Origin of the sequence: uncultured Cetobacterium sp. (assembly GCF_947072685.1) — a bacterium.
GTDB lineage: Bacteria > Fusobacteriota > Fusobacteriia > Fusobacteriales > Fusobacteriaceae > Cetobacterium_A.
This window is the reverse complement of record NZ_CAMTIK010000002.1, coordinates 43,475-55,475: the sequence shown is the minus strand read 5'-3', so window position 1 is coordinate 55,475 and position 12,001 is coordinate 43,475. Positions and strand designations below refer to the sequence as shown.

11 protein-coding genes are annotated in these 12,001 nt (G+C 28.7%); 5 read left to right on the top strand and 6 right to left on the bottom strand.

The features are described 5' to 3' along the window. Window positions 1-24: 24 nt before the first annotated feature. From Q0V67_RS00940 to lysA, 4 genes are all read right to left on the bottom strand, one after another. On the bottom strand, window positions 25-660 hold the full coding sequence (locus tag Q0V67_RS00940; RefSeq protein WP_297596162.1) for a hypothetical protein: 636 nt from the start codon (window positions 658-660) through the stop codon (window positions 25-27). Between the two features lie 107 nt (window positions 661-767). Further along, on the bottom strand, window positions 768-1,523 hold the full coding sequence (locus tag Q0V67_RS00935; protein WP_297596160.1) for a serine hydrolase: 756 nt from the start codon (window positions 1,521-1,523) through the stop codon (window positions 768-770). Between the two features lie 18 nt (window positions 1,524-1,541). Beyond that, complete coding sequence (locus tag Q0V67_RS00930; RefSeq protein WP_297596158.1) at window positions 1,542-2,711, bottom strand: M20 family metallopeptidase; 1,170 nt, start codon at window positions 2,709-2,711, stop codon at window positions 1,542-1,544. A gap of 15 nt (window positions 2,712-2,726) precedes the next feature. Further along, the gene (gene lysA / locus Q0V67_RS00925; protein ID WP_297596156.1) at window positions 2,727-4,037 is read right to left on the bottom strand and encodes a diaminopimelate decarboxylase; all 1,311 of its coding nucleotides are present in this window, start codon (window positions 4,035-4,037) and stop codon (window positions 2,727-2,729) included. A gap of 204 nt (window positions 4,038-4,241) precedes the next feature. On the opposite strand from lysA, the gene Q0V67_RS00920 reads away from it, so the two are divergent. The 5 genes from Q0V67_RS00920 to Q0V67_RS00900 all read left to right on the top strand — a co-directional run bounded on the left by Q0V67_RS00920 (window position 4,242) and on the right by Q0V67_RS00900 (window position 10,474). Next, window positions 4,242-5,378 (top strand): M20 family metallopeptidase, encoded by a 1,137-nt coding sequence (locus tag Q0V67_RS00920; RefSeq protein ID WP_297596154.1) that lies wholly within the window; start codon window positions 4,242-4,244, stop codon window positions 5,376-5,378. 81 nt (window positions 5,379-5,459) lie between these two features. Continuing rightward, complete coding sequence (locus tag Q0V67_RS00915) at window positions 5,460-5,873, top strand: hypothetical protein (RefSeq protein WP_297596152.1); 414 nt, start codon at window positions 5,460-5,462, stop codon at window positions 5,871-5,873. Window positions 5,874-6,055: 182 nt separating this feature from the next. Beyond that, window positions 6,056-7,372 (top strand): MATE family efflux transporter, encoded by a 1,317-nt coding sequence (locus Q0V67_RS00910; RefSeq protein ID WP_297596150.1) that lies wholly within the window; start codon window positions 6,056-6,058, stop codon window positions 7,370-7,372. Window positions 7,373-7,396: 24 nt separating this feature from the next. Then, a complete protein-coding gene (gene gshAB / locus Q0V67_RS00905) occupies window positions 7,397-9,733 on the top strand; it encodes a bifunctional glutamate--cysteine ligase GshA/glutathione synthetase GshB (RefSeq protein ID WP_297596148.1) in 2,337 nt (778 codons plus the stop codon). Window positions 9,734-9,754: 21 nt separating this feature from the next. Beyond that, a complete protein-coding gene (locus tag Q0V67_RS00900) occupies window positions 9,755-10,474 on the top strand; it encodes an MBL fold metallo-hydrolase (RefSeq protein WP_297596146.1) in 720 nt (239 codons plus the stop codon). A 67-nt stretch (window positions 10,475-10,541) separates the two neighbouring features. Here the strand turns inward: Q0V67_RS00900 and Q0V67_RS00895 are convergent, their stop codons facing one another. Then, window positions 10,542-10,913: a VOC family protein gene (locus Q0V67_RS00895; RefSeq protein WP_297596144.1), complete on the bottom strand. Its 372-nt coding sequence runs from the start codon at window positions 10,911-10,913 to the stop codon at window positions 10,542-10,544. Between the two features lie 85 nt (window positions 10,914-10,998). After that, window positions 10,999-11,958, bottom strand: a complete 960-nt coding sequence (gene msrB / locus Q0V67_RS00890; RefSeq protein ID WP_297596142.1) for a peptide-methionine (R)-S-oxide reductase MsrB — start codon at window positions 11,956-11,958, stop codon at window positions 10,999-11,001. Window positions 11,959-12,001 lie beyond the last annotated feature (43 nt).

Below are 12,001 nucleotides of genomic sequence, written 5' to 3'. Positions count from 1 at the left end.
CTTTAGATCTCCTCATTTTCTTATCTACATAGTTTTTTCTTTATTTTTTTCTAATCTTATTATTATAACTGTTATTTTATTTGTATACTTAGAAAGCTCATTATAATCTCTTTCAACTTGAATCCAATCTGGATTTTCTTTATTTATTTCTAAGGCTATATTTGAACTCAACTCATCCATTCTTGCTAGCTCCTTTGGACTCATCTCTTTATCTATCTCAGCTAGTACTTCCTTTTCTTCAACAGGATTTGAAGATATTTCACCATCTGGAAGCATATCAGCTATTACTTCCTCATTTATCTCCTCCTCAAATTCTGAATTCTGTTTTTCTACTCCTTTACCCTTCATATTCTTCATCATATCTACGGCTATTTTATTAGTGTAAACAGATAATTCATTGTAAAGTCTTTCAACTTTTTTCCAATCTGGATTTGCTTTTTGTATCTCATTGTCTACCTCTTCACCTAAAGTATCCATCTTACTCATTATCTCAGGTTCAGCATCAATATTAGACAACATATTTTGTAAAAAATCTTCTGGTGGAATTGTATCTGAAGATGTATTTGCCGTTACTGGCGGTGTTTCCAGTACTTTTCCCTCTTGAATTGTAAAAGAACTAATTGATAATACCATTGAAAATATAATTATTAACTTTTTCATTTTCAAGACCTCACTTTATAATTTTTTAATTTCTCTTATAAATATTCTACAATATATCTATTTTTTTTCTTTGAAAATAAAAAATTATATTTTAAGTACATTCTAAATCATTTATAATAATTATAAATAACCTCTCCTAAATAATTATTCAGTAAAACTGCATCTCTATTATCCCCTTGAGCTAATATTATCAAATCTACAGATGTGTTTTTAAAAAATAATGTCCCCACATCATGCTCTATGTTTGTTAGATCTCCTGTTTTATGTGCTACATCTATTTTTCTAAAAAAATATAATGGTATTTTTGAATTGCATAATTGATTTTTTAACATATCTAAAGCTATTGAATTTGCAGATAAATTTTTTAATACTCTAAACGAATCTCTTGCACTCGTATAATTATCTAGACCTTTTTCTCTAGCCACATTATCAAACATCTTTCTTTCAAGTTTAGTTTCAAAATAACCCTTTCTTCGGATAAATTCCTGTATAAAATCAATCCCCAATATATCAATCAGTATATTTGTTGCTGTATTATCACTTAAAGTTATCATTAATGTTGCTAAATCTTTTATTGTTATGCTTAAATTTTTATCTAAAAGTTTTAAAACTCCAAATCCTGGTACTTTCTCATCTTCTTTTATCGTTATTTTTTCATTATAATGTAAAGTTTTATTCTCTATTTTTTCAATCATCGCTTCTAGTATAAATAGTTTTATAATACTTGCTGATTGGAACACCTTCGTTTCATTTTTAGAAAATATATTCTTCGTATTTTCTTTTACTATTATTCCTACTTCTCCCTGAAATTCATTGATTATCACATCTATTTGTTTATTTAAATCATCTATCTCCCTAGGCATACCCTCTCCTATTTAAATTTATTTTGAGTTGTATATATTTAATATTTGCATCATTACACCATTTGTTAAAGCTTTTTCATCTATATCAAACCCACCGTTATGAGCTTGTACATCTATATTTTTCTCTCTATTTCTCACACCCAATGTGAAAAATGATCCTTCTCTTTTTTCAAGAAAATATGCAAAGTCTTCAACACCCATGTTTGCTAATTGCTTTTCATAAATACTTTCAATTCCAAAGAGTTGATTCGCACTTTTTTTTACTATATCTACATATTTATCATGATTAATAAGTGCTGTATATCCTGGTTTTATATCTACCTTTCCTCTTCCACCAAATGCTAATGGTAAGGTTTCTACTATCTCTTTAATTCTTCTTTTCATTCTCTCTCTTACTTCTGGATTTAATGTTCTTAGTGTTCCTGTCAATGATATTTTATTTGCAACAATATTTCCTTGGGTTCCACCGTTTATTGTTCCAAAAGTTATAACTCCAGACTCTCTTGCATCCAAATTTCTACTTACAATGCTTTGAATTGCAACAATTACATGAGCTGCTATTAAAAGGGCATCTACTCCTCGACTTGGGTATGCACCATGACAACTTTCTCCCTCTATAGTCAAATTTAAAGTATCTGACGAAGCATTCATCGCTCCGTATTTTATTCCAATCATACCCACATCTATAGTGTCGTCTACATGTAGACCATAAACTACATCCACATTTTCTAAAGCTCCTTCTTCTATCATTGGTTTAGCTCCACCATCAGTTTCTTCAGCAGGTTGAAACATCAATCTAATATTGAATGGTGGCTTTATTCCAGTTTCATAAAAAAATTTAGCTACACCCAAAACAATCGTTGTATGTGCATCATGCCCACAAGCATGACAAACCCCCTTATTTTTAGATGCATACTCCACATTTTTTTTATCCAATATTGGAAGTGCATCTATATCTCCCCTTAGTGCAACAGTAAAACTTTTATCTTCTCCCTCTATATCTGCAATCACACCTGTTTTAAAAATTGTTCTATGCTCTATTCCCATAGCTTTTAAATATTCACAAATTTTATCATGTGTTCTATACTCCTGTTCCCCAAGTTCTGGATGTTCATGAAAATCTCTTCTCACTTCAGTTAACCATCTTTCAATCTTCATAGCATTTTCTTTTAATGTATTTATCTTCATTCCTCTCTCCTAATATTATAAAATTTCTTCAAACATCAAATCATTTTTAACCAAATCATCAAATGTTTCTCTTTTTGAAATGAGATAACTTCTCCCATTTTTAACGAAAACTACTGCTGGTTTTAAGGCCTTATTATAATTACTTGACATTGAATGCCCATAAGCACCAGTACAACTCACTAAAATTAAATCCCCTACATCAACTTTTCCTAATTTTGTATTTTTTGAAATTATATCTCCTGATTCACAACATTTTCCACCTATTGTTAAAACCTCTTTTTTCACTTCGTTTAATCTATTTGCTACAACAGCTTCATATTTTGCTTGATATAATGCTGGCCGAATATTGTCTGTCATCCCTCCATCTATAAACACATAGTTCTCTCCACCATAAGTTTTCTTTTTCCCACCTACTGTATAGAGTGTACTCCCTGACTGTGCTACAATCGATCTTCCAGGTTCAATAGAAATTTTTTCTATTTCAAGTTTATTTTCTAATAAATTCTTCTCTAAACAAACAATAATCTTTTTCATAATATTTTTCAAATCTACGTCTGTATCATCAGATGTATATCTAACACCAAATCCACCACCAATATTTATTTCTGGAATTTTTATCTTCAATACATCCGATATTTTTTTTGTAAATTTAACCATGACTTCTATACCTTCACAAAATGCGTGTTCATCAAATATTTGAGACCCGATATGGCAATGAAAACCTAAAAAGTTTATATTCTTAAAAGTTATAATCTTTTTTACAATATCCTCAATGTTCTTATCAAAAATTGACTCTCCAAATTTTGATGAATGTTTTGATGTTTTAATATACTCGTGAGTATGAGCATCAATTCCTATATTTAACCTCAACATTACATCCATTTTTTTCCCCAGAGCTTTGCATATATTAGCTATTTTTTCAATCTCAAATTGGTTATCTAAAATTATACTTCCAACCCCATCTCTAACACACATCTCTAACTCTTCTATCGACTTATTATTACCATGCATATGCACTTTTTGCATAGGAAATCCAGATGATTTTATTGTATATAACTCCCCAGCTGAAACTGCATCTATCTCTAAGCCATTATTTTGTACAATTTGACACATAGCCTTAGACAGATAAGCTTTAGATGCGTAAACAACAGTTGTTTTAAATTTATCACTTTTAAAGTTATTGATTATATCTATTATTTTATTTTCCATAAATTCCAAATCATAAATATATAGAGGTGTTCCATATCTCTCTTTCAAATCTAAAACAGATACTCCACCAATATTTAAAACTCCAGTTATGTTTTTCATTGTTCCTATTAACTTCATGTTTATTTCCTCCAAGAACCTTATTATTTCTTTTCATACTTGTATACCTTAATATTTGATATTTGTCAATATTTTAATAGCTTCTCCTAGAAAATATAGAAAACATAAGATTATTTTTATCAATAACATTTATAAAATAAATGTGACAAACCTTATAAAAATATGGTATTAATTTAAGTAACAAAATTTATTAGGAGTGATTTTATGCTAAACAACTTAAATACTCATAGAAATTTCCTTCATGCAATTCCTGAGATTGCATTGGAAGAGTTTCAAACTGCTGAATATATTAGAAACATTTTAAAATATGAAGGTATTGAATATCACGAGGTAGGAACAAGTACTGTTGCCTTTATTGCAGGCGAGTCTGAATCTTGTATAGCTTTTAGAGGTGATATTGACGCTCTCCCTTTAACAGAAGAGAGTAACAACCCTTTTAAATCTAAAATCCCGGGAATGATGCATGCTTGTGGACATGATGGACATGCTTCCATGCTCTTATCCTTCATTCAAGAAATTAAAAAAATGTCTTCTAAAGGAATAAAATTGAAAAAATCATTAGTTTTTATTTTTCAAGCTGGTGAAGAAGGACATGGCGGAGCTAGATTTATTGTTGCGGATGACTATTATAAATCTAAAAATATTGAAGCTATTTTTGCACTACATGTTTATCCGGAAATTAATGTTGGAGAGTTTGCTTTTAAATCTGGATATGTTTCACTACAAAATATTAATTTGAATATCAAACTTACTGGAAAAGGGTGTCATGGAGCACAACCACATAAAGGAGTTGACTCTATCTTAATAGGTGCTAAACTAATTGAAGCCTACCAGTCTATAAAATCCAGAAATATACCATCTAACGAACACTTTTTATTAACAATAGGTTCTTTCCATGCTGGAACTGTTAGAAATATAATTCCTGAAAGCCTTGATATGCTTGGGACTATAAGGTTAGAGAACATTTCTCTTATTCCTTTTATCCAAGATAGAATGGAACAAATTAATAAGGGATTTGAAACAGCATTTGATGTCAAAATAGATATGGAATTTCAACCTTTTTATCCCCCTGTTATAAACAATCACAAACTATTTGAATTATCACTAAACGCAATTAATAATTCAAAAGTATATACCGATATTTCTCTTAGTGGATCTGAAGATTTTTCTTTCTTCTTACAAGATGGAACCCCGGGTTTACTTGGACTTTTAGGTATTAGAAATGAAGAAAAAGGACATGTTTGTGCTCTTCATAACAATAAATTTGATTTTGATAATGAAGCTCTTATTCATGGTGTAGAATTTTTTAAAAACATTTTACTTCAAACAACTGCAATTTAAGCAATAAAATTAAAGGAATCTCTCTTATTTTATACAATAATATTATCAAACACATTTTTATATTTTATAGGAGGAATCAAAATGAAAAAATTATTATTTGTTGGAACTTTTATAATGTCTGCCTTAACTTTTTCAGCAAATACAACCACAGAAGAAACACAAAATATGATGCATGGAAAAATGATGTCTTGTACTTCTGAAAATTGTTCTATGATGAACGAAGGAAAAATGGGTAATAAAGGTAAAATGATGGATAATCATATGATGAATATGACTCCTGAAATGCAAAAAGAAATGCAAAAAGATAATATTCTTATTAAAGAAAAAAATTTAGAGGTACAAAAAGCTATGCTTGAAAACAAAGTTGATTGGTCAAAAATTGAGAAATTAAATAAAGAAAGTGCTGAAATTAAAGCAAATTTAAAAACTAAAATGATGAAATCTCATTATGAAATGATGAAATCTCACCAAACGACTCCTGCAACAAAACAATAGCTTTGGATTAAACTTCTAGATAAATGGTATAAGCCATCTATCTAGAAGTTTTTTTACAAAATATGAGTTTCAAAAATCCTATTTTCAGAAAGCTTCTTGACAATTTATTATAATTTCATTATACTATATTAGAATTTACTAATATAGTATAATGAAATTATTTATAAGGAATGGTGAATATTTTGAATAAAGGAACAAATTTAACAGAAGGAAAAATAAGTACAATTCTTATTTCACTGGCTATTCCAATCGTTGGTGCATCCTTTCTACAAATGACTTATGGACTAGTAGATATGATTTGGATTGGTAAAATCGGAAGTGGTGCGGTTGCTGCTATCGGTACTGCTAGCTTTTTTTTAAATCTTGGAGAAGCATTAAATTCAATTGTTGTAATGGGTGGTGGTATAAAAACATCGCACACTATTGGGGCTAAAAAAAATAAAGAATTGGAAGAATATATCAGCTCTTCTTTTCTTATAAATTTAATTTTGTCCTTAGTTTTTATCTTTTTTATCTTTTTATTTAAAAATAGTTTAATTGGATTTTTCAATTTAGGAAATCCCCTCATTGAAAAAGAAGCAAAAATTTACTTACAGATCGTTGGAATAGGACTATTTTTTAAATTTCCTAATATTCTTTATATGAGAATACTTAATAGTTATGGAGAAACTAAGCTTCCTTTCAAAATAAGCTGTGTTGGAGTTATTTTAAACATATTTTTAGATCCAATTCTAATATTTGGATTTAATTTAGGAATTGCGGGAGCTGCTATTGCAACTCTAATCTCTCAAGGAGTAATTACCTTTATGTTTATACATGTTTCTAAAAAATTTTTCAATATACAGAATATCTTTAAAATATATTCTAAAAAAATTGGAGAAATCATATCACTTGGAACTCCAATTGGAATTCAAAGAGTTCTTTTTACTGGAATAGGAATTATTTTAGGTAAAATTGTTGCAGATTTTGGACCTGATGCTATTGCTGCACAGAAAATTGGTCTTCAAATAGAATCTATTTCTTATATGACTATTGGTGGTCTCTATGGAGCTACTGCTTCATTTATTGGACAAAACTATGGGGCTCAAAATTTTGATAGGATTAATAAAGGATATAAGCTAGCTCTTGTTATCTCCTCTGCTTTAGGTCTTTTTACAACCATTTTATTTATTTGTTTCCCTAGATTTCTTGTTGAGATTTTTATAAAAGATTCTAAAGCTGTTGAAATTGGTATAAATTATCTTAGAATAGTTGGAATATCTCAAATTTTTATGTGTATTGAAATTGTAACTAATGGATCTTTTAACGGAATAGGCGTTCCTAAAACTCCATCAATTATAAGTGTTATCTTTACTACCTTGAGAGTGCCTTTGGCATATTTTTTAGGTAATATTTATGGAATAAATGGTGTCTGGATGACAATCAGCATAACTATGTTTTTAAAAGGAACTATATCGCCTTTATTATTTATATTTAATTTAAAAAAACTTACAAAATAATTACATTTATTTTAGGAGGCTTTTATGCAATCAATAAATTATAGTGCTTTAATAAAAGAACACAATCTTTCAAATCTTTTAAAACTAGGAAATTTTGGAATTGAAAAAGAAAATTTAAGAACAGATTTAACTGGAAATCTAGCTTTAACAGATTTTCCTATCGAGTTTGGAAATAAGTTAAATAATCCCTATATTACAGTTGATTTTTCTGAAAGTCAAATTGAAATGATAACCCCGACTTTTCAAAAATTAGAGGAAGCTTATAACTTTTTACAAAATTTAAATGATATTGTAACCACCACTTTAAAAAATGAATATCTTTGGCCCCAGAGCATACCTTGTATACTTCCAGATGAAACTCTCATTCCTATCGCAAAATTTGATGGTGAATATGGAATTGAAGTAGCCAAATATCGTAAAAAATTAGCAGAAAAATATGGTAAAAAATTACAACTTTTATCTGGAATTCATTTTAATTTTTCTTTTTCAGAAGATCTTTTAAAATCTTTATATAGTAAAGCTAATACAGAGCTTAGTTTTATTGAGTTTAAAAACGAGTTTTACTTAAAAACTACTCGGAATTTTTTTAAAACCGGGTGGCTTATAATCTATCTTTTGGGGGCTAGTTCTACTATCCATAAAACTTATAGAAAGGAATGCACCAATTTAATGAATCCATTAGGTGATGATCTATTCTATTTTGAGAATGCGGTCTCTTTTAGAAATGGAAGATGTGGGTATAAAAATAAAGATGAATTTTTTGTATCTCACAACTCTTTGAATAACTATATCTCCGATCTTGAAAACCTTGTGGAAAAAGGAATATTAAATGGTGCTAGAGAATATTATAGTCCCATTCGTTTGAAATCTAAAGATCCTAAAAATATACTAAATTCTTTAAAAACCGATGGTGTCCACTATTTAGAAATTAGATCTATTGATATAAATCCTTTTAATCCTAATGGCATAGAACTCTTAGATTTAAAATTTATTCACATGTTACTTATTTATTTTGCATTAAAAGAGGAAGATACTTTTTCTGAGGAGGACTATGATCGATATTTAAAAAACCAAGAACTCATTGCCAACGAAGGAAGAAATTCCAATTTAAATCTTATTTGCTGTAAAAATACACAAAGAAAAATTACAACTTATACTCTTGAACTTATCGAAGAAATTAAAAATTTATTTGAATCACTAAATATTCTCGGAGAAGAAGAGATAAAAATATTAGATTTTCAAAAGAAAAAAGTTAAAAATCCAGAAAATTTATATGTTAATAAATTAATTAATGAAGTTAAAAATAAAGGTTTTATTGAATTTAATCTTGAAATGGCTAAAAAGCATTTAAAGGTAAGTCAAAATAGAAGTTTTGCACTCAAAGGTTATGAAGATTTAGAGCTATCTACTCAAATATTGCTAAAAGAGGCTATAAAAAGAGGGGTTAAATTTGAGCTTATTGATAGAGAGGAAAATTTTCTCTATCTAAATAAAGAAAATAATCAACAGTATGTCAAACAAGCTACAAAAACATCTTTAGATTCATATATTACTGTTTTGATTATGGAAAACAAGGTTGTAACAAAAAAAGTTCTTTCACAAAAAGGAATATGTGTTCCTTCTGGAAATAATTACTCTAAAGAGATTGATGCTATTAATGATTTTTATAAATATAAAGAAAAAGAGATTGTTATTAAACCAAAATCAACAAATTTTGGATTAGGAATAAGTATTTTTAAAAATTCTTTTACAAAAGCTGAGTATAATGAAGCTATAAGTTTAGCCTTTAAAGAAGATAATTCCATCCTAATAGAAGAGTTTATAAAAGGAAAAGAATACCGTTTCTTTGTTATTGGAGATGAGGTTGTAGGTATTCTTCATAGAGTTCCAGCAAATATAGTTGGAAATGGTGTTGACACTATTAGAGAGCTTGTTAAAATTAAAAATCTATCCCCTCTCAGAGGAAAAGGTTATAAAACTCCTCTTGAAAAAATTGGTCTTGGGGACTTAGAATCCTTATTTTTATCCAATCAAGGAAAAGACTTTGATTATATTCCTAAAGAGAAAGAGGTTGTCTATTTAAGAGAAAATTCCAATATAAGTACTGGCGGAGACAGTATTGATTATACCGATAATATTCTACCTATCTATAAAAACATTGCTGTTCAAGCTGCTAAAGCTGCCAATGCTACAATATGTGGTGTTGATATGATGATACAAGATTTAAACAACAAAAATCCTGAAGGTAATTATAGTATCATTGAGATTAATTTTAATCCAGCTATACATATTCACTGCTATCCATATATTGGAAAGGATAGAAAAATAGGTGCAAAACTATTAGATGCTCTAGGTTACTAAAATTGAAGAAGGTGGTTATATATGAAAAACTTTAAATTATACTATATCTATCACAGTTGTTTTGCTGTAGAAACATTAAATTATTTTATAATCTTTGATTATTTTAAGATGCCTCCTCAACAAAAAAATGATGATATATCTTTAAAAGAAAAAGTTTTAAAAACAGATAAAAAGGTAATAATTTTATCTTCTCATAGTCATCATGATCACTTTAATAAAGATATTTTTAAATGGGAAAATATAAATTCTCCTATTATTTATATTTTAAGTAATGATATCTTTATTGAAAATATAAAAAACAACTATTTTATAGTCGATAAAAATACTATATTAAATATTGATAAAATCAATGTTGAAACATACAACTCTACAGATATAGGTGTCTCTTTTTTAATTGAAGTTGATAAAATTAAAATCTTTCATGCCGGAGATTTAAACTGGTGGTATTGGAAAGATGATACAGATAACGAAAAACAAATTATGAGAGATCTTTTTCAAGAAACAATTGATAAAATAAGCAAAACTTCCACTATTGATATCGCATTTTTCCCTATTGATCCAAGATTAGAGGAATTTTGTTTTTTAGGTGGAGAGTATTTTGCAGATAAAGTTCATCCACAAATAATGATTCCTATGCATTTTGATGAAAATTTTCTTATAACTGAAGAATTTAAAGAAAGAATATCAAAATTTAAGGTAATGGGAATTTCTATAAAAAAAACTAACTCCTCACTACTGTAAACCGTAATAAAAAATGAGGAAGATGATTTTATATCACTTCCTCTTATATATTCAACTCTCAAATTTTTTATTTTCTAGGAGGTACAACCTCTAACCAGTATCCATCGGGGTCATTTATAAAATAAATTCCCATTTCTAAATTTTCGTAACAAATACATCCCATCTCAGAGTGCTTTTTATGAGCGCTCTCATAATTATCCGTTACAAAAGCTAAATGAAACTCTTCATCCCCTAAGTCATACGCCTCCTCTCTATCTCTTAACCAAGTAAGTTCTATAGTAAACCCTGTTTCTCCATCTCCCATATAAACAAGGACAAAGCTACCATCTTCAGCCTCTTTTCTTCTTACCTCTTTAAGACCTAAAGCTTCTTGATAAAATTTTATGCTCTTTTCAAGATTTAAAACATTAATATTAAAATGATTAAAAACAAATTTCATTAATAGATTCCTCCTCAAATAGTGTTTTTTAAATAATACCGCAGTTATCGGCATCTTGTCAATCTACAATATTAAAGAACATATCTTATTTACCTTTTTTAATCGTTCGAATTAAATATTCGTATCCTTTTATCTTCATCTCATCTAAAGAAATAAATTCAATCGCAGCACTATTTATACAATATCTTAAACCACCTAGCTCCTTTGGTCCATCATTAAAAACATGACCTAAATGAGCTTTCCCAATCCTGCTCACAACTTCAACTCTTTCCATATTAAAACTATTGTCTTTATTATAAGTAACAACCTCCGGTATGATTGTTTTTATAAAGCTAGGCCATCCACATTGAGAGTTAAATTTATCATCAGATGAAAACAGTGGCTCTCCCGTTGTTATATCAACATATATTCCTGGTTTAAAAAAATCCCAGTATTCATTGTTAAAAGCTCTTTCGGTATCTCCTAATTGAGTTACTTTATACTGTTTATCAGTCAATTTAGATCTCAGCTCTTCTTCTGTCAATCGAAAGTATTTATTCTCATCGATCATTACTTCATCCGCTTTTGATAAATCTATATGACAATAACCTTGAGGATTTTTCTTTAAATAGTCCTGATGATACTCCTCTGCTATATCAAATCGAATCAAAGGTATCACTTCAACCATAATTTTATCTGAATAATTTTTTTGAAGCTCTTCAATCTCTTTTTCAATAATTTTTCTATCCGCCTCTTTTGTATAATATATCCCTGTTCTATATTGAGTCCCTCTATCGTTCCCTTGCTTATTTAAACTAATTGGATCTATAATTCTAAAATAATATTTTAGAAGTGTTTGCAAGTTAACTATATTAACATCATATACCACACGAACAGTTTCAGCATGGCCACTATTTCTATAAATAACATCTTCATATGTTGGATTTTCTATTTTCCCGTTTGCATATCCTGAAACCGTTTCGATTACACCGTTAATTCTTTGCATATAAGCCTCTACACCCCAGAAGCACCCACCTGCCAAATATATTTCTTGGATATTCTTCATTTCTCACCTCACATAATATAACTTTTTATATTTTATTCACTCT

What these genes read in the sequence shown, in the direction of transcription:
- Q0V67_RS00900 (WP_297596146.1), top strand. Translation starts at nt 9,755, where the DNA reads ATGAAAAACTTTAAATTATACTATATCTATCACAGTTGTTTTGCTGTA.
- Q0V67_RS00895 (WP_297596144.1), bottom strand. Translation starts at nt 10,913, where the DNA reads ATGAAATTTGTTTTTAATCATTTTAATATTAATGTTTTAAATCTTGAA.
- gshAB (WP_297596148.1), top strand. Translation starts at nt 7,397, where the DNA reads ATGCAATCAATAAATTATAGTGCTTTAATAAAAGAACACAATCTTTCA.
- Q0V67_RS00920 (WP_297596154.1), top strand. Translation starts at nt 4,242, where the DNA reads ATGCTAAACAACTTAAATACTCATAGAAATTTCCTTCATGCAATTCCT.
- Q0V67_RS00930 (WP_297596158.1), bottom strand. Translation starts at nt 2,711, where the DNA reads ATGAAGATAAATACATTAAAAGAAAATGCTATGAAGATTGAAAGATGG.
- Q0V67_RS00915 (WP_297596152.1), top strand. Translation starts at nt 5,460, where the DNA reads ATGAAAAAATTATTATTTGTTGGAACTTTTATAATGTCTGCCTTAACT.
- msrB (WP_297596142.1), bottom strand. Translation starts at nt 11,958, where the DNA reads ATGAAGAATATCCAAGAAATATATTTGGCAGGTGGGTGCTTCTGGGGT.
- Q0V67_RS00935 (WP_297596160.1), bottom strand. Translation starts at nt 1,523, where the DNA reads ATGCCTAGGGAGATAGATGATTTAAATAAACAAATAGATGTGATAATC.
- lysA (WP_297596156.1), bottom strand. Translation starts at nt 4,037, where the DNA reads ATGAAGTTAATAGGAACAATGAAAAACATAACTGGAGTTTTAAATATT.
- Q0V67_RS00940 (WP_297596162.1), bottom strand. Translation starts at nt 660, where the DNA reads ATGAAAAAGTTAATAATTATATTTTCAATGGTATTATCAATTAGTTCT.